The organism is Pseudomonas fluorescens, from assembly GCF_004683905.1.
Classification (GTDB): Bacteria; Pseudomonadota; Gammaproteobacteria; order Pseudomonadales; family Pseudomonadaceae; genus Aquipseudomonas; species Aquipseudomonas putida_A.
Map to the genome: position 1 here is coordinate 2245515 of NZ_CP038438.1, position 19259 is coordinate 2264773.

General features: G+C 59.4%; 22 protein-coding genes. 10 read left to right on the forward strand and 12 right to left on the reverse strand.

The features are described 5' to 3' along the window. Positions 1-51: 51 nt before the first annotated feature. From E4T63_RS10030 to E4T63_RS10040, 3 genes are all read right to left on the reverse strand, one after another. Positions 52-672: a retron system putative HNH endonuclease gene (locus E4T63_RS10030; RefSeq protein ID WP_135295384.1), complete on the reverse strand. Its 621-nt coding sequence runs from the start codon at positions 670-672 to the stop codon at positions 52-54. Continuing rightward, positions 665-2032, reverse strand: a complete 1368-nt coding sequence (locus tag E4T63_RS10035) for an AAA family ATPase (RefSeq protein ID WP_134785941.1) — start codon at positions 2030-2032, stop codon at positions 665-667. The genes E4T63_RS10030 and E4T63_RS10035 overlap by 8 nt, the downstream gene beginning before the upstream one ends. Before the next feature lie 97 nt (positions 2033-2129). Then, positions 2130-2324, reverse strand: coding sequence for a hypothetical protein (locus E4T63_RS10040; protein ID WP_135295385.1), 195 nt, complete (start codon positions 2322-2324; stop codon positions 2130-2132). Positions 2325-2520: 196 nt separating this feature from the next. Between E4T63_RS10040 and E4T63_RS10045 the strand changes: the two genes are divergently transcribed. Further along, on the forward strand, positions 2521-2829 hold the full coding sequence (locus E4T63_RS10045; protein WP_135295386.1) for a hypothetical protein: 309 nt from the start codon (positions 2521-2523) through the stop codon (positions 2827-2829). Positions 2830-2891: 62 nt separating this feature from the next. On the opposite strand, the gene ampC is transcribed toward E4T63_RS10045, so the two are convergent. After that, on the reverse strand, positions 2892-4058 hold the full coding sequence (gene ampC / locus E4T63_RS10050) for a class C beta-lactamase (RefSeq protein WP_135295387.1): 1167 nt from the start codon (positions 4056-4058) through the stop codon (positions 2892-2894). Between the two features lie 160 nt (positions 4059-4218). Between ampC and E4T63_RS10055 the strand changes: the two genes are divergently transcribed. Then, a complete protein-coding gene (locus tag E4T63_RS10055) occupies positions 4219-5091 on the forward strand; it encodes a LysR family transcriptional regulator (protein ID WP_134785945.1) in 873 nt (290 codons plus the stop codon). Between the two features lie 132 nt (positions 5092-5223). On the opposite strand, the gene gudD is transcribed toward E4T63_RS10055, so the two are convergent. Beyond that, entirely contained in the window at positions 5224-6567 is a 1344-nt protein-coding gene (gene gudD / locus E4T63_RS10060) for a glucarate dehydratase (protein ID WP_135295388.1), read from the reverse strand. A 34-nt stretch (positions 6568-6601) separates the two neighbouring features. Beyond that, complete coding sequence (locus tag E4T63_RS10065; RefSeq protein ID WP_134785947.1) at positions 6602-7948, reverse strand: MFS transporter; 1347 nt, start codon at positions 7946-7948, stop codon at positions 6602-6604. 366 nt (positions 7949-8314) lie between these two features. Here E4T63_RS10065 and E4T63_RS10070 point away from each other — a divergent pair, with 366 nt between their 5' ends. Both E4T63_RS10070 and E4T63_RS10075 read left to right on the forward strand, forming a co-directional pair. Continuing rightward, positions 8315-9028, forward strand: a complete 714-nt coding sequence (locus E4T63_RS10070) for a FadR/GntR family transcriptional regulator (RefSeq protein WP_134785948.1) — start codon at positions 8315-8317, stop codon at positions 9026-9028. A gap of 92 nt (positions 9029-9120) precedes the next feature. Continuing rightward, positions 9121-9351: a hypothetical protein gene (locus tag E4T63_RS10075; RefSeq protein WP_007965409.1), complete on the forward strand. Its 231-nt coding sequence runs from the start codon at positions 9121-9123 to the stop codon at positions 9349-9351. A gap of 135 nt (positions 9352-9486) precedes the next feature. On the opposite strand, the gene E4T63_RS10080 is transcribed toward E4T63_RS10075, so the two are convergent. Beyond that, positions 9487-10380, reverse strand: a complete 894-nt coding sequence (locus E4T63_RS10080; RefSeq protein ID WP_135295389.1) for a DMT family transporter — start codon at positions 10378-10380, stop codon at positions 9487-9489. 101 nt (positions 10381-10481) lie between these two features. Here E4T63_RS10080 and E4T63_RS10085 point away from each other — a divergent pair, with 101 nt between their 5' ends. Beyond that, positions 10482-11345, forward strand: a complete 864-nt coding sequence (locus E4T63_RS10085; RefSeq protein ID WP_135296914.1) for a LysR family transcriptional regulator — start codon at positions 10482-10484, stop codon at positions 11343-11345. Positions 11346-11466: 121 nt separating this feature from the next. Here the strand turns inward: E4T63_RS10085 and yegQ are convergent, their stop codons facing one another. Next, positions 11467-12801 carry a tRNA 5-hydroxyuridine modification protein YegQ gene (yegQ, locus tag E4T63_RS10095; protein WP_135295390.1) on the reverse strand — a complete coding sequence of 445 codons (1335 nt, stop codon included), beginning with the start codon at positions 12799-12801 and terminating at the stop codon, positions 11467-11469. Positions 12802-12993: 192 nt separating this feature from the next. On the opposite strand from yegQ, the gene E4T63_RS10100 reads away from it, so the two are divergent. Both E4T63_RS10100 and E4T63_RS10105 read left to right on the forward strand, forming a co-directional pair. After that, complete coding sequence (locus E4T63_RS10100; protein WP_135295391.1) at positions 12994-13680, forward strand: cysteine hydrolase family protein; 687 nt, start codon at positions 12994-12996, stop codon at positions 13678-13680. Positions 13681-13797: 117 nt separating this feature from the next. Beyond that, complete coding sequence (locus E4T63_RS10105; protein WP_135295392.1) at positions 13798-14859, forward strand: AI-2E family transporter; 1062 nt, start codon at positions 13798-13800, stop codon at positions 14857-14859. Here the strand turns inward: E4T63_RS10105 and E4T63_RS10110 are convergent. From E4T63_RS10110 to E4T63_RS10120, 3 genes are all read right to left on the reverse strand, one after another. Continuing rightward, positions 14856-15038, reverse strand: coding sequence for a hypothetical protein (locus E4T63_RS10110; protein WP_135295393.1), 183 nt, complete (start codon positions 15036-15038; stop codon positions 14856-14858). The genes E4T63_RS10105 and E4T63_RS10110 overlap by 4 nt on opposite strands. Positions 15039-15140: 102 nt before the next feature. Then, the gene (locus tag E4T63_RS10115; protein WP_025108897.1) at positions 15141-15335 is read right to left on the reverse strand and encodes a hypothetical protein; all 195 of its coding nucleotides are present in this window, start codon (positions 15333-15335) and stop codon (positions 15141-15143) included. A 229-nt stretch (positions 15336-15564) separates the two neighbouring features. Continuing rightward, positions 15565-15915 carry a hypothetical protein gene (locus E4T63_RS10120; protein ID WP_007965394.1) on the reverse strand — a complete coding sequence of 117 codons (351 nt, stop codon included), beginning with the start codon at positions 15913-15915 and terminating at the stop codon, positions 15565-15567. Positions 15916-16172: 257 nt separating this feature from the next. On the opposite strand from E4T63_RS10120, the gene E4T63_RS10125 reads away from it, so the two are divergent. Together E4T63_RS10125 and E4T63_RS10130 are read left to right on the forward strand one after the other, a co-directional pair. Continuing rightward, positions 16173-16991 (forward strand): shikimate 5-dehydrogenase, encoded by an 819-nt coding sequence (locus E4T63_RS10125; RefSeq protein ID WP_135295394.1) that lies wholly within the window; start codon positions 16173-16175, stop codon positions 16989-16991. A gap of 212 nt (positions 16992-17203) precedes the next feature. After that, entirely contained in the window at positions 17204-17722 is a 519-nt protein-coding gene (locus E4T63_RS10130) for a cupin domain-containing protein (protein ID WP_134785952.1), read from the forward strand. 116 nt (positions 17723-17838) lie between these two features. Here E4T63_RS10130 and E4T63_RS10135 read toward each other — a convergent pair whose 3' ends face one another. Then, positions 17839-18483: a YceH family protein gene (locus E4T63_RS10135; RefSeq protein ID WP_135295395.1), complete on the reverse strand. Its 645-nt coding sequence runs from the start codon at positions 18481-18483 to the stop codon at positions 17839-17841. 125 nt (positions 18484-18608) lie between these two features. Here E4T63_RS10135 and E4T63_RS10140 point away from each other — a divergent pair, with 125 nt between their 5' ends. Continuing rightward, positions 18609-19118 (forward strand): DUF1993 domain-containing protein, encoded by a 510-nt coding sequence (locus tag E4T63_RS10140; protein WP_007965386.1) that lies wholly within the window; start codon positions 18609-18611, stop codon positions 19116-19118. Positions 19119-19259: the final 141 nt, after the last annotated feature.

The following is a 19259-nucleotide window of genomic DNA, read 5'->3' on the forward strand; positions in this document are numbered from 1 at the left end:
TAAACGATCGCCATTTTTTTGTCCGCGGGAATGGCCACGATACTTTGAACATCAGGGCAGGAGCTGACGGATGACATTGACCAGAATCGGAGAAAAAGCCGCAAGCTGGCCATTCTTGGAAGTCAGCATGTCATCAAGGAGAATGCCCAGAAGCTCTTCATCTTCAAGGTCACCGGGTTGCATGCCTCCTGTAAAGATCAACTGATCAACCAGTTGTTTCCGTGCCCCTATGAGTCCGCGATTGCTTTCTTCGGTATGACCGAGATTCAAAATTTCCAGAGCCGAATTTGCGCGTTCAGTTTTGCCGGTCACTCTACCGGACAGATAAAACTTCAATTCCGACTCGCATTCCTCCATCAAGGGCGTCAGATCTAGTGGGCGCGTGCCTCGATGATGTCCACATTGATTCTGGCGCTGGCAACTGGCGACGATGTTGGTGAACTCCAAGGTGCGATTGGGAGCTTTATCCTGGGCCTCAACGTGCTCGTTATGTGAGTTGTCGCCTGCAATGGACTGGCAGCAATAGGCGCAAAGGCTGAACTGTTCCGCTATACAGGCCGTGCGCACGCTCACGCGTTCTTCGCCGGGCAGGTCCCGGTAACGTAATGTTGTGTTGGCGCGTTTCCATCTGATGAGTTGTTCCGGCTCGGCTCCCTTGGTGATCTTACGCACGGCGCAACTCCAGTTTGCGCAGCAACAGCGCGGCTTTCGCCAGTTCGATATGACCGTCCGGAAGTTCTTCTGCCAGTTCGGCGAATAGCTTCTGGGCAGTTTCCAGATCACCGTCCTGCAGGCGTTCGAGCAGCGCGTTCAAGCGTTTTTGAACGTCACTGTTGCGGATATCGGTGTCCATGACTTCCAGCAGCACCTGATTGGCATCAAGTCCGTACAGGCCGTTGTGTTCGTGGAGTTCACCGTCATTGAGCACGTAAACCAGCACATCCTTGGCGTCGCTGATGACCAGTGGCGAGTGGGTGGTCAGTACGAACTGGCAGTTGGGAAAGGTTTCGCTCAGTTGGCGGATCAGACTGCGTTGCCATTTCGGGTGCAGGTGCAGATCCACTTCGTCGATCAGCACGATGCCGTCCCCGTGGAGCGGGTTGTCCAGCGACTGGTTCATCATTGCCAGGCGGCGGGCGATATCACCGACCAGCGCCATCATCGACTTCTCGCCTTGCGAGAGTTGGGCGACGTTGAGGGTGACGCCGTCCTTGTCGATAGCCATGTGTAGACGCGGCTTGCGTTGCACGCGCAGGTTGGTGAAGCCGGGCATGAAAGCGGCGATGGCGGAGCGGACGGCGGTCAGTTGGCGGTCGCGGGAAGAAGCTTTCAGTTTGGATAGAGTTTTCCAAACGTCGCTGTCAGTACCGAACTTTTTGGAGATTTCCAACAATGCGCTTGTGGATACTCCAGTCTCGTTTTCACTATCTTCACGTTCACGAAACCATTCGAAAAAGCGCCGGAAGTCGACGCCTCGATTCAAAGAGTTGTCGTACCCATCCAACTGATCAAAGGTGTGTTTGGTTTTTATTTTAAGTGGTATTTCCAAAACCGAACGCTCGACGGGGTAGTAAGCGATCAGTGGAAGAGACGCCTTATCATTGGCAGTCAGTTGATTGCGATAGTGGTCTGCCAAGCGAGTTGCATCCGCTAACGTGCTGTGCATGGAGTGTTTTCTACCCTGCCTCCCGCGGCCAATACCCCAAACAAAAAGGCTATTGTCACCATCGGAGTCCGAAGGGAGGGGCGTTGTAGACGATTCGTCAATTACAGAGACCAACACTAATGCTGCGTTAGCTCCATTCTGAATGTCTTCCTCAGCCAGATGATTGCCATTGCCTTTCTCGTTACGAACTCTTGCGACCAGCCAACTCAGCGAGTTTGCTAAGGATTTAAGAAGAGTGGTTTTCCCGGCGCCATTGTTCCCAACCAGTACGGTTACGTTAGAAGGGTGTTCTTGGGTAGGCGCCAGTCGAACGTTAACATCGGCGAACCGACCGACATTCGTGAGCCTCAATCTGTAGATTTCCATTACAACGCCCTTCGAGGGTCAGTCGGTTAAAAAGCTTTGGCGCGCATTATGTCATCCCCGGCCACGGATTGATTCGATGGAGTGTAGATACTCCATTTCACCCGGTCACCCATGAAAATAGTTGCCGCATATTCCCACCAGAATGAGCTGCGCAACACCCTTCAAATTCCTCGGATATTTCCTTCAACGCGCGGCGGCGTTGGTGAACTGGTGGCTTGGGTCGAACGCCGATAACCTCTTCGGGCCGCTGCAAAATCAGCGGCCGGATGTGGAAGTCCGTTTGCAGACTCATTCACCAAGCTCCGTTATGCGCATGGCGACATCTTTTATGTCAACATCGCGACCTTACGGTGGCTGTACGCGGGAGCGCTTTTGAGTGCGCCGGGTTAGGGTGATTGGCTCGGTCTTCCACACCTGCGTGCAGCTGCCACCCTCATGTGGAAGTGAGATGGGTAGCGTTTTCAGCAATCCCCATTGGAGTTTCACCCATGAAGAAAACGGATGTCGAATCACCTGAAATTTCCACCAGTTCAAGCAAACCCCGCTATATCCCCATCACCGGCATCGACTGCCCGATCCCCTGTCTCCTGATCGACCGCGAAGCCCCGGTAGACGTACTCCACGGCACCGCCGCCTACCGATTACGAAGCGTGACTCAACTGCTGGAAACCCTCTCGCTCGGCGACGGCATCGGCCACGATGCCTTGTTGCTGCAGGATTTCGCCCGGGTGCTGGCAATCCCTCTGCGCGACAGCTGCGACCTGATGGATGTATTGGGCTGGAAGCTACAGGCGTAGTTTTCAATCCCCTCAAATAAAAATGGGCGACCTTCACAGGTCGCCCATTTTTCATGGTCCGATTACCGGGTGAGCTCACCCAGAATCTTGTGCGCAATCTTCACCCGCTCCGCATTCGGGTAGTTCCGGTTCGCCAGAATCACGATCCCGACTTTCTTCGACGGCACGAACGCGACGTAGGCGCCGTAGCCTGCAGTGGATCCGGTCTTGTTCAGCAACACGTTCGCCGGCTCAGGTTGTGGCGGATTCAGCCATTTGACCTTGTGCGCTTCCATGGCCATCGGCGTCGAGTTGCCGTCCAGCAGGCGGTCGAGGCTGATCGGGTAGGTGTAGCGTTCCCAGCCCAGGCCCTGGGTCATGTCGCCGACGGTGTAGTAGCCGGTGTGGGTGAGGGCGATGGCTTTTTGCAGGGGTGTTTCGAGTTTGGCGGTGTCGAGGTTGGCCTGGACGAATTGCAGCAGATCAGCGGCGCTGGTTTTTACGCCGTAGGCTTCGGAGTCGAGGGCGCCGGGGCTGACTCGAATCGGTTTGTTGTTCTTGTCATAGCCTTGGGCGTAGAGCTTTTGTTCAGACGCCGGCACCGACAGGAAGGTGTGCTTGAGCCCGAGTTTCGGCAGCAGGGTTTCAGTCATGACCTGATTGAACGGTTGGCCAAGGCTTTTCGCCGCCAGATAGCCGAACAGGCCGATGCTCGGGTTGGAATACAGGCGATGGCTGCCGACCGGAAAAGTCGATTTCCACTGTTGGTAATAGCCGAGCATCTTGTCGGAAGAATCCGCAGCATCCGGGAATTGCAATGGCAGGCCGCCGGCGCTGTAAGTGCCCAGTTGCAGCAGGCTGATGTGGTCAAAAGCGCTGCCTTTCAGCTCGGGCCAGTGCTGGCTGGCCTTGTCGGAGAATTCCAGTTTGCCGCTGGCCTGGGCGTAGGCGGCGAGGGTTGCGGTGAAGGTTTTGCTCACCGAGCCGATTTCGAACAGGGTGTTTTCACTCACCGGTTGCCCGGTGCTTTTGTCGGCGATGCCGTAGTTAAAGTAATGCGCCTTGCCATCGACGGTCACGGCCACGGCCAGCCCCGCGATGTTCTGTTGCTGCATGACCGGGGTCACGGTGGTCTTGACCAGCGCCTGCAACTGGTCGTCGGTTTGCTGGGCGGCCATGCACGCGGTGGCGCCGAAAAACAGGCCGAAAGCGCTGCAGGAAATGAATTTGCTCGGGGTGATGAAGGACATGAGTGAACCACTCTCCATGAGTGTTGAGGGTGATATCCCGCTACACTGCGGGCAATTGCAATGTTGGGCAGCTGATCAGCGCCGACAATTTAGGCAGTCTGGCACTCGTCGACAAACGATGATATTTCGGATGAGCCATTAGAAAAATTTGGGACTTGGCATGATTCGACCTCTACTGCCGCTCAATGCACTGCGCGCGTTCGAAGCCTCGGCGCGTCATCTGAGCTTTACCCGTGCCGCCGTGGAGTTATGCGTGACTCAGGCGGCGGTGAGCCATCAGGTGAAAAGCCTCGAAGCGCAACTCAACGTCACCCTGTTCAAACGCCTGCCCCGCGGGCTGATGCTGACCAGTGAAGGCGAGACCCTGTTGCCGGTTTTGACCACGTCGTTCGATCATATCGCGCAGATGCTCGAGCGGCTGGCCGGCGGTCAGTATCGGGAAATGTTGACCGTGGGTGCCGTCGGAACCTTTGCGGTCGGTTGGTTGCTGCCACGGCTGCCAGACTTCCAGGCGAAACATCCGCTCATAGATTTGCGGCTGTCGACTCACAACAACCGGGTCGACGTCGCCGCCGAGGGGCTGGATTACGCGATTCGTTTTGGCGCCGGAGCGTGGCACGGCATCGAGGCAACGCGTCTGCTGGATGCGCCACTGTCGGTGTTGTGCGTGCCGGAAATTGCCCGGCAGTTGCATACCCCGGGCGATCTGCTGCAACAGCGCTTGCTGCGTTCCTATCGCACCGATGAATGGCCGGAGTGGTTTCACGCCGCCGGCCTGGCGACCCACGCGGCGCCGCCGCAAAGCATTGTGTTCGATTCGTCTCTGGCGATGATGGAAGCGGCGCTGCAGGGCAGCGGGGTGGCCTTGGCGCCACCGCTGATGTTCGCCCGGCAACTGGCGGCGGACGTGATTCGTCAGCCGTTTGCGATTGAAATCACCACCGGCAGTTATTGGCTGACGCGCTTGCAGTCAAGGCCGGAGACGGCGGCGATGACGGCGTTCAAGCAGTGGCTGGTACAAAACTCTGCCTGACACAAATCCCCTCCTGTGGGAGCGGGCTTGCTCGCGAAGGCGGTGTGTCAGTCAACTCAAATATTGACTGATGCACCGCCTTCGCGAGCAAGCCCGCTCCCACAGGGACGGCAGTGGACTGCAGATCAGAATTCAGCGCACCAGACACGGCCGCTTGTTATCGAACGTCCACCCCGGTATCAAAAACTGCATCGCCACGCTGTCATCCCGCGCGCCGAGACCCATGCCTTTGTACAGTTCGTGGGCCTTGGCCAGCTGATCCATGTCCAGCTCCACCCCCAGCCCAGGTTTCTGCGGCACTTGCACGCAACCGTCGACAATTTGCAGCGGTGCCTTGGTCAGGCGCTGGCCGTCCTGCCAGATCCAGTGCGTGTCGATGGCGGTGATGTCGCCCGGTGCCGCCGCCGCGACATGGGTGAACATCGCCAGCGAGATATCGAAGTGATTGTTGGAGTGTGAGCCCCAGGTCAGGCCCCACTCATGGCACAACTGCGCGACACGTACCGAGCCTTGCATGGTCCAGAAGTGCGGGTCGGCCAACGGAATGTCCACCGACTGCAGCTGAATGGCGTGGCCCATCTCGCGCCAGTCGGTGGCGATCATGTTGGTCGCCGTCTTCAGTCCGGTTGCGCGGCGGAACTCGGCCATGACTTCGCGCCCCGAGTAACCGTTTTCCGCACCGCACGGGTCTTCGGCGTAAGCCAGCACCTTATGTTGATCGCGGCACAGGCGGATCGCTTCTTTCAGTGACCAGGCGCCGTTCGGATCAAGCGTGATACGCGCCTCGGGAAAGCGTTCGGCCAGTGCCGTCACGGCTTCGATTTCCGCGTCGCCGCTAAGCACGCCGCCTTTGAGTTTGAAGTCCTGGAAACCGTATTTCGCCTGGGCCGCTTCAGCCAGGCGCACCACCGCTTCGGCGCTCATGGCCTTCTCGTGACGCACGCGGAACCAGTCGTTATCGGCGTCCGGTTCGCTGCGGTAGGCGAGGTTGGTCTCGCGTTGATCGCCGACATAAAACAGATAACCGAGCATCTTCACTTGATCGCGTTGCTGGCCTTCGCCGAGCAGCGCCGCGACCGGTACGTCGAGGTGTTGCCCGAGCAAGTCGAGGAGGGCAGCTTCGAGTCCGGTGACCGCGTGGATGGTGATGCGCAGGTCGAACGTCTGCAGGCCACGGCCGCCGGCATCACGCTCGGCGAAGGTCTGGCGCACCTGATTGAGGATCTTCTGATAGTTGCCGATTGTGCTGCCGAGCACCAGGCTGCGGGCGTCCTCCAGCGTCTGCCGGATGCGCTCGCCACCGGGCACTTCACCGACGCCAGTGTGGCCGGCGTTGTCCTTGAGAATGACGATATTGCGGGTGAAAAACGGCCCGTGGGCGCCGCTCAGGTTGAGCAGCATGCCGTCGTGGCCGGCCACGGGAATCACCTGCATGTCAGTGATGATTGGCGCTTTGGCAGTGTCGTGTGCGGTCATGTTTTTATCCTTGTCAGCATCTTTAAAAAGGAAGTCATGCGTGCTTTGGCGCGGCCTCGGCCACGGCGAGGTCAGCAGCGGGTTTCGGGGTGGTACGTGCAGCGAAGACGATGATCGCGGCGATGATCGAAGTCGCGGCCAGGCCATAGAGGCCGCCCTGAATCGAACCAGTGTGTTCTTCGAGCAGGCCGAAGGTGGTCGGCGCGACGAAGCCGCCGAGGTTGCCCACCGAGTTGATCAGTGCGATCACTGCCGCGGCGATCCGTGCATCCAGATAGGCCTGCGGAATCGGCCAAAACAACGATGAGGCGGACTTGAAGCCCAGCGCGGCAAAACAGATCGCGACAAAGGCGAAGATCGGCCCGCCGGTGGTGGACATGAACATCCCCGCCGCGGCGATCAACAACGCGGTGGCGACCCAGGCCTGCTGGTGCTTCCACTTGGCCGAGAAGGCGGCGAAGGCGTACATGCCGACGATCGACAGCAACCATGGAATCGAGTTGAACAGCCCGACCTGGAAGTCACTCATCTCGCCCATTTTCTTGATGATGCTCGGCAGCCAGAACGTCGCGGCGTAGATCGTCAGCTGGATAAAAAAGTAGATCAGGCAAAACAGGATGATCTGCCGGTCCTTGAGCAGTTTGCCCATCGACGGGCGGATCGGCGTCGCGGCTTCGCGGGCCTTCTGTTCATCATCGATGGCGCTGACCAGTGCGTCCTGTTCGGCGCGGGTCAGCCATTTTGCGTCGTGGGGTTTGGCGTCGAGCCAGAACCACACGAACACACACAGCCCCACGGAAAACATCCCCTCGATGAAGTACATCCATTGCCAGCCGTGCAGGCCCAGGCCATTGATCTGCAAAAGCAGGCCGGACAACGGGCCGGAGATCAGCGAGGCGACCGCTGAGCCGCTGAGGAAAATCGCGATTGCCTTGCCGCGTTCGGCGCCGGGTAGCCAGCGCGTGAAGTAGTAGATCACCCCGGGAAAGAACCCGGCTTCGGCCACGCCGAGCAGAAAGCGCAGGATGTAAAAGTGCGTTTCGTTCTGGATGAACGCCATGCCGGCGGCGACCAGGCCCCAGGTGAGCATGATGCGGGTGAGCCAGATACGCGCGCCGACTTTCTGCAAAAGCATGTTGGATGGCACTTCGAACAGCGCGTAACCGATGAAGAACAGCCCGGCGCCGAAGCCGTAGGCGGCAGCCCCGATGCCCAGATCCTGTTCCATGTGAGTGCGGACGAAACCGATGTTCACCCGGTCAATGTAATTGACAATGAACATGATCACGAAGAGCGGCAGGACGTGGCGTTTCACTTTCGAGATGGCGGACGCGAGTGTCGAATCGACGCCCTCGTTCATCCCGGAGACGGAGGTTTTCACTTGGTTTTCTCCCACTGATTATTTTTATGCGGGGTAGGGCTGGATGCTGCGTTGTTGATAGACATCATACAACTGGGATTTTTTGTCCTACAAGTGGGGTGGAGCGATTAAATTTGTCTGGTGAACAGATTTTTTATTTCTTTTTGGGATTTGTCCCCGTTTTCATTGGTTCAAATCGCACCCATCAGACGTGCATTTCGGTTCGCGATCCAAATTTTCAAACAGGGCGTAGGGCTTGGTTGTTGCGGTTTTTTTCGTTTTATTGAATGTTGTCATACAAGTTGCTGGCTGTTTCAGCGCTAAAATCGATCTCGTCAGCCACCGCGCAGTGCTACGATCGACAAGCCCCGATGACCGGAACCGATCATGCAAGAAGACCTCGACGCCCCTGCGCCCAAACGTGCACACAACCTCGCACACGATCTGGTGGAGAAACTCACCCAGAGCATCCTGCTTGGCCAGTTGTCGCCCGGCGACAAGCTGCCGTCGGAGAACGCCATCGTTCAGGAGCACGGCGTCAGTCGCACGGTGGTGCGCGAAGCGATTTCCAAGTTGCAGGCCTCGGGCCTGGTCGAGACGCGGCACGGCATCGGCAGTTTTGTCATCGAGCGCGCTGCCGAGCAGGGCTTGCGCCTGAATGTCGACACCGCTCTCGGGGTGCGCAGCATTCTGGAATTGCGCATGGGCCTGGAGACGCAGGCTGCGGCGTTGGCCGCGTCACGTCGCAGCGAGCAGCAATTGCTGCAAATGCGTCAGGCGCTGGATGACTATCAGCGTTTGCTGGACAGCAATGACAGTTGTGTCGAGGCTGATCGACGTTTTCATCTGCTTATTGCCGAAGCCACCGGCAACGTCTGCTTCAGCGAAATCATGCAGCACCTGGGCAGCGCGATGATTCCACGTCAGCGGCTCAATGCCGCCGAGCGTGGCGCGGCGGATCTGAGCAAGCTGGGGCAGTTGGCCCATCTGGAGCACGAAGCGATCCTGAATGCGATCAAGCGGCAGGATCCGGACGCGGCGCGCGCGGCCATGTGGCTGCACCTGACCAACAGCCGCGACCGTTTCAGTTCTCAAGGCTGATTGCCGTTGGTCTGCTCGATAGCACCGCCTGCAGATGCACGCTTCCAAGCTGTATGGCCCGGGTTCTCCGGACCTCCTTGGTGAGGTGTGTCATGGCTAATGATTTGCTGTTTCAGGGTGGTGTGCTGCCGACCGATCCAACCCGTCCGGTGCCCGGCACGGATGAGCCGACACTGGCCGATCACGATGCGCCGCCGGGCATGAGCCCGGGACGTGATCCGTTGAGTGATGCTGATCGGCCGGAAGACTGGAAGGACCCGGCGGCTGACGATGATGTGCCGCCAGCGGATGAGCCGACGCCGTTGTCGGATGACAGGCGCTGAGGCTAACCCGGCACGAGATATTTATAGTCTGCGCCGGCCCGTTCGCGAGCAAGCTCGCTCCCACAGGTAGAACGCATCCCCCTGTAGGAGTGAGCCTGCTCGCGATGGGGTCATCAGCCTCAGTAAAAACCTCGATCAGACCTCAATCGGTCGACCCTCCACCCGCCGCTCCAGATTCAACGCCAGCACACTGATCAGCACCACCGCCGACCCCACCAGCACCATCAGCGTCGGTCGCTCGCCCAATCCCAGTGAAGCAATCCCCATCGCCGTCGGTGGTATCAGGTACAACGTCATCGTCGCCCGGCTCAAGTCCACATGCTTGAGCACAAAGCCCCAGGCCAGATAGGCCAGTGCACTGGGAAACACCCCCAACGCCAGAACTGCCCACTGCACTTGCAGCGGCGCTTTCACCACCGCCGCACCCAGCCCCGGCAGATAAATCAGCAACAGCAGTGTCCCCGACCACACCGCGTAACAAGCCAGACTGAAGCCGTCATAACGCCGGGCGTGATGTTTTTGCAGGGCGAAGTAAATGCTCCATGACAGCGCTGCCAGCAGGATCAGCAAGCCATGCGCGTCGATCTGCCCCAGGCCCCGATCGGCGCTGACCACGATCACCACGCCGACCAGTCCCAGCAAGACGCAGCCCCATCGCCAGACACTGACCTGATCCTTGAACACGTAACGCGCCAGCAGCGTACTGAACAGCGGGCTCGACTGCGCCAGTACGCTGGAGGCGCCGGCACTGACGCTTTGCTGGCCGATGTTCAGCGCCACGTGATGCAGGCTGACGGCAAAAAATCCCAGGGCGAACAACAGCGGCACATCGCGCGGTTGCGGCAGGCGAATGCCCTTGAACGCCGCGATCACGGCCATGAACAACGACGCCAGCAGAAACCGCAGCAACGCCAGATGCCCGGGGTCGTAGGCTTGCAGGCCGATGTGAATGCCGGTCGGCGAATAGGCCCAGCAACCGACCACGAAGGCCGTGGCCAGAATGATTTTCAAGGGAGAAGGAGACGGCATGATCGGCGCACCGCAAGGGTTGATGCGCCGAGTATCCGGGCGGCGAACAAGTCTCCACAACTGACTTATACTGCGCTGAATGTTCACTTTGAGTGATGAGTATGGAGCTGGCGCAGGTCCGCATGTTCAAGACCGTGGCTGACGAGGGCAGCATTGCCCGGGCCGCTGAAAAGCTGTTTTGTGTACCGTCGAACATCACCGCACGGATCAAGGCGTTGGAAGCGGAACTCGGTGTGGCGCTGTTTCTGCGCGAGGGGCGCGGGCTGCGGATCAGCCCGGCGGGGCAGACGTTCCTGGCGTATGCCGAGCGGATTCTGGCGCTGACCGCCGAAGCCAAGCGCGCGGTGGATCCCGCCGCCGAACCGTCCGGCCCGCTGCGTATCGGCGCGATCGAGTCCTCGGCCACCGGGCGTTTGCCCCGACTGTTGGCCAAGTTTCACCAGCGCTATCCGCAGGTGGCGCTGGAGTTGACCACTGGCACCTGGGGTCAGTTGCTCGACGACACCGTCAGCCATCGCCTCGACGGTGCGATCGTCGCGGTGGACGTCGAGCGCTCGCAACTGAAACGCACGCCGATGTACCGCGAAGAATTGCTACTGATTGCCTCGACGTCATTCGGCCCCGTGCGCGACATCCACGATCTGCAGGACAAAACCGTGTTCATGTGGCCGCAGGGTTGCCCGTATCGGGCGGCGCTGGAGCATTGGCTGTTGCGTCAGGGGCAGGCGCTGCCGATTGTCAGTCTGGCGAGTTACGGGGCGATTGTCGGTTGCGTGAGTGCTGGCGCCGGGGTGGCATTAGTACCTAAAGGCGTGTTCGAGCAATACGCCAAGGGCGCTGGATGCGTGGGGTATGAGTTTCCCGAGCTGACGGCGATCGACAACCTGTTTTACTGGCACGAAAACGCCGGCGTGCACCCGGCGCGTGAGGCGTTCGTGGCGATGTTGCGTGAAGAATTCCTCTGATCACATCCAACGCGCACCTGTAGGAGCTGCCGCAGGCTGCGATCTTTTGATCTGGTTTTTCAAAAATAAAGTCAAAAGATCGCAGCCTGCGGCAGCTCCTACAGGGGAGGAATTCAGGGGGTCAAGGAGTCAGGTCGCGCATCAGCAGGCCAAAGCGCAAGTCCACCGCATCCGGAATCGGCAGGTACACCGTGTGCCCATCCCCCGGCGCAACCTCGATCGCCTCACCCTTGGCACTCTGCAACTGGTGCAGATCGAAGTGGAAATTGCCCTTGGGCGTCATCAATTCCAGATGATCGCCCAAGGCAAAACGGTTCTTCACTTTAACCTCGGCCAACCGGTCGCGGCGCTCGCCGGTCAGTTCGCCGACGAACTGCTGACGCTCTGACACCGAGCTGCCGTTCTGATAATTCTGGTATTCGTCGTGCACATGGCGGCGCAGGAAACCTTCGGTGTAGCCGCGCTGGGCCAGTGATTCCAGATCGGTCATCAGACTGCGGTCGAACTCGCGCCCGGCCATCGCATCGTCGATTGCCCGGCGATAGACCTGAGTGGTGCGCGCGCAATAGAAGTGCGATTTGGTCCGGCCCTCGATCTTCAACGAATGCACGCCCATGCGCGTCAGGCGTTCGACGTGTTGCACCGCGCGCAGATCCTTGGCGTTCATGATGTAGGTGCCGTGCTCGTCTTCAAAAGCGGGCATCAACTCCTCGGGGCGATTGGCTTCCTGCAGCAGAAACACCTGATCGGTCGGCGCGCCGATGCCCAGGGTCGGCTCCGGCTGGAAGGTCTGCACGATCTCGCCGAGCTGGTTTTCCGTGGCTTGCTGCGCCGAATACTTCCAGCGGCAGGCGTTGGTGCAGGTGCCCTGATTCGCGTCGCGCTTGTTCATGTAGCCCGACAGCAGGCAGCGCCCGGAGTAGGCCATGCACAGTGCGCCATGGACGAACACTTCCAGTTCCATGCCTGGTACCTGTTCACGGATTTCACCGATTTCTTCCAGCGACAGCTCCCGCGACAGGATGATCCGGCTCAGGCCTTGTTGCTGCCAGAATTCGACGCTCGCCCAGTTCACCGTGTTGGCCTGCACCGAAAGGTGGATCGGCATCTGCGGGAAATGCCGGCGCACCAGCATGATCAGGCCCGGGTCGGACATGATCAGCGCGTCCGGCGCCATCTCGATCACTGGCGCCAGATCCTTGAGGAAGGTCTTCAGTTTGGCGTTGTGCGGGGCGATGTTGACCACCACGTAGAAGCGCTTGCCCTGTGCCTGCGCTTCGCGAATGCCGAGGGCGAGGTTGGCGTGGTCGAACTCGTTATTGCGCACCCGCAGGCTGTAACGCGGCTGGCCGGCGTAGACCGCATCGGCACCGTAGGCGAAGGCATAGCGCATGTTCTTCAGGGTGCCGGCAGGGGCGAGCAATTCCGGGGCGGTGAGGGGGAGGTCTGGCTTCATGGCGGCATCGGTCGCAAAAGCGCGGCAGGGTAGTGCAGTGGCAAGTGCGGTTTATTGATCTGGATCTACGTTTGAGTGCGTGGACTTTATCTGTGCAGAAAGGGCACAGATCATGTGTCGGTTTCACTGTGTTCGGTTTGACGTTGGCTTCGTAACCTTGGCGCATCCACTCAACCGCAAGAGAAACTTCCCATGCAGAACTTTACTCGTCGTTTTCTCACCGCTTGTGCATTTTCCGGTGTAATGGCCAGCAGCGCAGCGATGGCCGACAACCACCCGACCATTCGGGCAATGTCCGGCGCGACACCGGCTGATCATTTGCCAGCGGGCAAATCCGCACTGGTGGTGATCGATTTCCAGAATGAATATTTCAGCGGCCGGATGCCGATCCCGGACGGTGCCGCTGCCCTGGCGAAAACCCGTGAGCTGATCACCTTTGCCGACAGTCACAAGATCCCGGTGTATCACGTGCAGCACGTTGCCCCGGCCGCCTCGCCAGTGTTTGCCATCGATGGCCAGACCGTCAAATTTCACCCGGACATGCAGCCGCGCCCGCAAGACGTGGTGCTGCAAAAGAGCACCGTCAGCGTGTTCGCCAGCACCGACCTTGACCAGCAATTGAAAAAGGCCGGCATCCAGACCCTGATCATTTCCGGCCTGATGACCCACGCCTGCGTGGCGGGTGCCGCACGGGACGCCGCGCCTTTGGGCTACAACGTGATTGTCGCGTCCGATGCCTCAGCGACCCGCGCCATCACCCGCGCCAACGGCGTGTCTATCGACAAGGATTCGCTGCACAAGGCCGCGCTGGCGGAAGTCGAAGACACCTTCGGCGATGTGTTGAGCACTGCGCAGATCGTTAAACTGCCGGTGCGCTGATTAGCCGGGCTGCATCGTCCAGGCAATCTATGCTCCATGAACAAAGATGGCACTCGCGCGCGCCCCGGCTGACTAAGGTTCGGGGCGTGCGAGACGCCTGACTGACATGGATCGGACATGAACGAAAAAACCCTGCAATTCAAATCCCTCACCGTGCTGTTGCTGTTGGTGACGGTCGCTTTCATCTGGATTCTGCTGCCGTTCTACGGCGCGGTGTTCTGGGCGGTGATTCTCGGCATTCTGTTTGCGCCGATGCAGCGCAAGTTACAGCTCAAATTCGGCTGGCGGCGCAACCTGACAGCGCTTTGTACTCTGGGCATCTGCCTGGTGATCGCGATCTTGCCGGTGATCATCCTCAGCATCCTGTTGGTCCAGGAAGGCGCGACGGTTTACAACAGCATCGAAAGCGGCCAACTGGACATCGGTGCCTATCTGGCGCAGTTCAAACACAGTTTGCCCCCGTATTTTCAGCATTTGCTCGATCGCTTCGGCATGGGCGAGTTGAACGGTTTGCGCGAGAAAATCGTCAAGGCGTCGATGCAGGGCAGTCAGGTGCTGGCCAGTCAGGCGTTCAGTTTCGGTCAAGGCACATTCGAGTTCGTGGTCAGCTTCGGCATCATGCTGTACCTGCTGTTTTTCTTTCTGCGCGATGGCGCCGAGCTGGTGCGCAAGGTACGAACCGCGGTGCCGTTGGAAGAGAGCCACAAACGCCGTTTGCAGTTGAAGTTCAATCGGGTGGTACGCGCGACGGTCAAGGGCAACCTGGTGGTGGCGGTCACTCAAGGGGCATTGGGTGGGGCGATTTTCTGGTTTCTCGACATTCCCAGCGCGTTGCTGTGGGCGGTGCTGATGGGCTTTCTGTCGCTGTTGCCGGCGGTGGGTGCGGGGATCGTCTGGGCGCCGGTGGCGGTGTACTTCCTGCTCAGCGGGATGATCTGGCAGGGCGTGGTGCTGGGGCTGTTCGGGGTGTTTGTGATTGGCTTGGTGGACAACGTGCTGCGCCCGATCCTGGTCGGCAAGGACACGCGCATGCCCGATTACATGATCCTCATCTCGACCCTCGGCGGCCTCGCGGTGTTTGGCCTCAACGGTTTCGTGATCGGGCCGCTGATCGCAGCGCTGTTCATGTCCAGTTGGGCGCTGTTCATCGAGACCAAACCGAAAGTCCAGTTGCCTTAAGCGTGGAATGGGCCGCTGACGATTTTCTGTGACAGGGCCTGCGCCGCGGGCAGCGAAGTGAGCGGGCCGCTGATCGGCTCGCCATCGCGCACCAGATACCAGCAGGCGAGCAATCCCGACGCTCTGAGCGATGCGGGAACAGCGCTGCCGATTACCGACATGATTTGAACCTGAGCCATGACAAGTACCTCCATCAATCTGTGGAGCTACCTTAGGGATTCGCTGCGCTCAGGGACAATCAACGCTTTCGATAGTGGTCATTGATAACAGTGAGGGCTGTTTCAATCGACAACCTGGTCGAGCATGTGCACCACTTCGCGCTCATTGAGCAGGCCCTTGTGCACGAGATTCTCCGCCAGCAGCGAAAGAAACTTGGCGCAGCGGTGGCCTTCCAGGTGTTTCAGTTCAGTCAGCGCGCTGTACACCTTGCTTGAAGTGCACAGGCCGACGATGCGGTGCGGATTTTGAGTAGGCATGGGTCGTCCTTGTTTTTATCAACCTGTTGTTTACGGACGGATTCAGATTGCGGTTCCGTCATGACAAATAGATGACCGTTCTGTGTTTTGCCCCCGACGGTCAAGTCCATCATGCCGACTTTAGCTGCCGGGACTGTCCTCACAGCGACCTTGGCGAGATTTTTTCAGACTTGGCCCGACCGACGGTCATAAAAAAGCCCCGCTATAAAGCGGGGCTTGTTGGTTGCGATTACCAGCGCGGGCCACCGTAGTAGCCGTGTGGCCGGCCGTAATAGCCGCGTGGTGGGCCGTAGTAGACCGGGCCAGGCACGTAGACCGGTTGTTGCACATAGACCGGGGCCGGCTGGTAGTAGACCGGTGGCGGCGGCTGTTGCACATAAACCGGTGCCGGTTGAGCGTAAACAGGCTGTTGCACGTAGACCGGCCGGTCCTGGTTGATCAAGGCGGAGCCGATGATGGCCGAGCCGACGATCGCACCAAACACTGCCGGACCCTGCCAGCCACCGCCGTGGGCTTCTGCCTGACCTGTGATAGCGAATGCACCAATCAACAAGGCCACGATGGGGAGTTTACGAATCATGATAATTCCTCGGTTCTTCGACCCGGCGTCCGGGCCTGCACCAGGCCCAAAGTTGTCGCGGGGATACTTCTATGACAGCGAAATTCTGAAAATCAGCACAGCCGCTGGGTAAATTTTGTGTAAGGTCTGTACCGGCTTCTTTACCGGTCGGTCAAAGGGGCTCGCAGCCCGTTGCAGACAGGCGCCTATGATCGTCCAGAACCCGATGGAATGGCTAACTCCGTCCATCCGAAAGTCCGTTTTCAAGGAGAAGTTTCATGCAGATGAATCCCAACAAAGACACCCAGCTGTGCATGTCCCTGTCAGGGCGCCCCGGGAACTTCGGTCTGCGGTTTCATAACCATTTGTATGAGCAGTTGGGCCTGAACTTCTATTACAAGGCGTTCAGCAGTCAGGACCTGCCGGGGGCCGTCGGCGGCATTCGTGCGCTGGGGATTCGTGGTTGCGGGGTGTCGATGCCGTTCAAGGAAGCCTGCATCGCGCTGGTCGATGAGCTGGATGCGTCGGCAGCGGCGATCCAGTCGATCAACACCATCGTCAACACCCACGGCCATCTCAAGGCTTACAACACCGATTACATCGCCATCGCGCAATTGCTGGAAACCCACGCGGTACCGCAAGACACGACGTTCGCCCTGCGCGGCAGCGGCGGCATGGCCAAAGCGGTGGCCAGTGCCTTGCGCGATGGTGGCTACAAGAATGGCTTGATCGTTGCGCGTAACGAGCGCGCCGGACGGGCACTGGCGGACTCGCTGGGCTATCGCTGGCAGGCGGATTTGGGCGAAGAGCGGCCGCAGATGCTGATCAACGTCACCCCGGTGGGCATGGACGGCGGGCCGGAGGCCGGGCAACTGGCGTTCGAGCCTGAAGTGATCCAGGCCGCCGACACGGTATTCGATGTGGTAGCGATTCCGTCCGAGACGCCGCTGATCGTGCGTGGGCGGGCTGAGGGCAAGAAGGTGATTACCGGGCTGGAAGTGATTGCGATCCAGGCGCTGGAGCAGTTTGTGCTGTACACCGGGGTGCGGCCGAGTGAGGAGCAGTTTGCGGCGGCGGTGGCATTTGCTCGCAGCTGATCATTGAGTTTTGCGCTGATCCATCGGGCCTCTTCGCGAGCAAGCCCGCTCCCACAGGTATCAGGTTGCAACACAACCAGGTGAGCAACCACAAATCCTGTGGGAGCGGGCTTGCTCGCGAAGGCCGCGACTCGGTTGTTAGTCGGTTGCCTATACTGCGGCCTCAGCAAGCCCAGACTTGCCCCTCATAAAAAACCTGATCGAGGCTCCCCATGCATCCGCCCATCCTCAACCTGCACCAGGTCGAACTCGAATCCCTGCCCGAAGCCCTTGCTCCGGAGGGCGAAACCGCTGGTCGCTATCAACAACGCATGGCGCGCATCGGCCAGCAGCTCGGCGCGCAGAAACTCGGCTATCGGTTGTACGCCTTGCCGCCAGGCATGCGCGGCAGTCCGTTTCACAGCCATCGGGTCAATGAAGAGATGTTCTATGTGGTGGCCGGGAAGGGCGAAGTGCGGCTGGGGGCCGAACGCTTTCCGATTCGCGCGGGCGACGTGATCGCCTGCCCGCCGGGCGGCCCGGAAACGGCGCATCAGATCATCAACACCAGCGACGCGGAACTGCGTTACCTGGCGGTCAGCACCCAGCAGCAACCGGATATCTGTGAATACCCGGACTCCAACAAATACGCGGTGATGGACAACTTCAAAGTCGATGACCAAGGCAATGCGTCAGGCTTCGTTGCCGTGGCGCGGCAGGCGGATGGTGTGGATTACTGGGATGGTGAATAACCCGTAGATCTCATGTAGGAGTGAGCCTGCTCGCGATGGCGGTCTGTCAGGCAATGAAATTCTGAATGAACCAGCGCAATCGCGAGCAGGCTCACTCCTACAAGGTATTGTGGTGATTATTCGAGACGCGCCAGGCGCTCTTCCAGTGCGGCAATCCGTGCTTCCAGCTCTTCGATTCTCTCCACGGAAACGCCGCTGGTCGCGCGTTCCCCAGGATTCTGCCGCGCCGCCAGGATCGCCTCGATATCTACCGGATCGCCCAGCGCATGGGTGTAGCGGTCTTCGCGCTGACCGGCCTGACGCGGAATCAACACCGCCAGTCCGCGCGCGATCAGGCGCTCGAGCTGATGCAACACTTGCTCGGCATCTTCGAAATCGTGCATCCGGCCGCTGCGGGTCAGCAGCTCATTCACTGTCTGCGGGCCACGCAGGAACATCAAGCCAGTGAGAATCACTTGGGCCGGCACCAGCTCCAGCGCCTTGTCGAGCTTGTGCTCCCAGCGATCGGCGCGACTGCCCATGACCAGTTTGGCGTAACCGTGGCTTTCCAGCGCACGCAGGCTCTGGCCGACCTGGCCCTGGGTCAGGTTCATCACCGGCTCGCGGCTGGTTTTCTGGTTGCAGGCCAGCACCAGTGCGTTGAGCGTCAGCGGGTAGGTTTCCGGGCTAGTGGCCTGTTTCTCGATCAAAGAACCCAGAATGCGGATTTCCGTGGCGTTGAGCCGTGGTTCGTCGGTGATGCTTTCAAGTTCGGTGGTCATCGCGCGTTCCCTCTGCAGTCGAAGGCGCCTAGCCTAATCCTTGGCTAACAAAAGGCAAGCCGTGTGGTCATCAACCATGGCTATAATCGCCTCCACGTTCCACCCAGCCACTACACGAGACTGCCATGACCATTTCCCTGTACGCCGCATCCGTCCCGGTTTTTCAACAAATGCTCAACGCCCTGAGCGATGTCCTGAAAAAGGCTGAAGCCCACGCCACCGAGAAAAACATCGACCCGAACGCCTTCCTGCAAGCGCGCCTGTACCCGGACATGTTCCCGCTGGTGCGTCAGGTGCAGATCGCCGTCGACTTCGCCAAGGGCGTTTCCTCGCGTCTGGCCGAAGTCGAAATCCCGAAATATGACGACACCGAAACCACCTTCGCCGAGCTGCAGGCGCTGATCGCCAAGGTTCTGGCCTACATCGGCGAGATCAAGCCGGAGCAGATCAACGGCAAGGAAGGCATCGAGATCGTGACCCGTCCGGGCACGCCGAAGGAGAAGCGCTTCAGCGGCCAGGCTTACCTGCTGAGCTACGGTCTGCCGCAGTTCTTCTTCCACGTCACCACCACCTACGCGCTGCTGCGCCACAACGGTGTTGAAGTGGGTAAACGCGATTACATGGGCGCGTACTAAATCGTTAGAAGCCCTCACCCTAGCCCTCTCCCAGTGGGAGAGGGGACTGATCGCGTTGTTTGTTCGAGATACGCCGACTTGATCTATCGAGTCGAACTCAAGACTTGAATCCGACAAAGATCGGCTCCCTTTCCCCCTCAC

Bases quoted from the DNA above. Each gene is read 5' to 3' on its own strand.
- E4T63_RS10120 (WP_007965394.1), bottom strand. From the start codon at position 15,915: ATGATTCGTAAACTCCCCATCGTGGCCTTGTTGATTGGTGCATTCGCT.
- gudD (WP_135295388.1), bottom strand. From the start codon at position 6,567: ATGACCGCACACGACACTGCCAAAGCGCCAATCATCACTGACATGCAG.
- E4T63_RS10135 (WP_135295395.1), bottom strand. From the start codon at position 18,483: ATGACCACCGAACTTGAAAGCATCACCGACGAACCACGGCTCAACGCC.
- E4T63_RS10115 (WP_025108897.1), bottom strand. From the start codon at position 15,335: ATGCCTACTCAAAATCCGCACCGCATCGTCGGCCTGTGCACTTCAAGC.
- ampC (WP_135295387.1), bottom strand. From the start codon at position 4,058: ATGTCCTTCATCACCCCGAGCAAATTCATTTCCTGCAGCGCTTTCGGC.
- E4T63_RS10085 (WP_135296914.1), top strand. From the start codon at position 10,482: ATGGAGCTGGCGCAGGTCCGCATGTTCAAGACCGTGGCTGACGAGGGC.
- E4T63_RS10075 (WP_007965409.1), top strand. From the start codon at position 9,121: ATGGCTAATGATTTGCTGTTTCAGGGTGGTGTGCTGCCGACCGATCCA.
- E4T63_RS10100 (WP_135295391.1), top strand. From the start codon at position 12,994: ATGCAGAACTTTACTCGTCGTTTTCTCACCGCTTGTGCATTTTCCGGT.
- E4T63_RS10035 (WP_134785941.1), bottom strand. From the start codon at position 2,032: ATGGAAATCTACAGATTGAGGCTCACGAATGTCGGTCGGTTCGCCGAT.
- yegQ (WP_135295390.1), bottom strand. From the start codon at position 12,801: ATGAAGCCAGACCTCCCCCTCACCGCCCCGGAATTGCTCGCCCCTGCC.
- E4T63_RS10105 (WP_135295392.1), top strand. From the start codon at position 13,798: ATGAACGAAAAAACCCTGCAATTCAAATCCCTCACCGTGCTGTTGCTG.
- E4T63_RS10055 (WP_134785945.1), top strand. From the start codon at position 4,219: ATGATTCGACCTCTACTGCCGCTCAATGCACTGCGCGCGTTCGAAGCC.
- E4T63_RS10080 (WP_135295389.1), bottom strand. From the start codon at position 10,380: ATGCCGTCTCCTTCTCCCTTGAAAATCATTCTGGCCACGGCCTTCGTG.
- E4T63_RS10140 (WP_007965386.1), top strand. From the start codon at position 18,609: ATGACCATTTCCCTGTACGCCGCATCCGTCCCGGTTTTTCAACAAATG.
- E4T63_RS10130 (WP_134785952.1), top strand. From the start codon at position 17,204: ATGCATCCGCCCATCCTCAACCTGCACCAGGTCGAACTCGAATCCCTG.
- E4T63_RS10125 (WP_135295394.1), top strand. From the start codon at position 16,173: ATGCAGATGAATCCCAACAAAGACACCCAGCTGTGCATGTCCCTGTCA.
- E4T63_RS10070 (WP_134785948.1), top strand. From the start codon at position 8,315: ATGCAAGAAGACCTCGACGCCCCTGCGCCCAAACGTGCACACAACCTC.
- E4T63_RS10110 (WP_135295393.1), bottom strand. From the start codon at position 15,038: ATGGCTCAGGTTCAAATCATGTCGGTAATCGGCAGCGCTGTTCCCGCA.
- E4T63_RS10040 (WP_135295385.1), bottom strand. From the start codon at position 2,324: ATGAGTCTGCAAACGGACTTCCACATCCGGCCGCTGATTTTGCAGCGG.
- E4T63_RS10045 (WP_135295386.1), top strand. From the start codon at position 2,521: ATGAAGAAAACGGATGTCGAATCACCTGAAATTTCCACCAGTTCAAGC.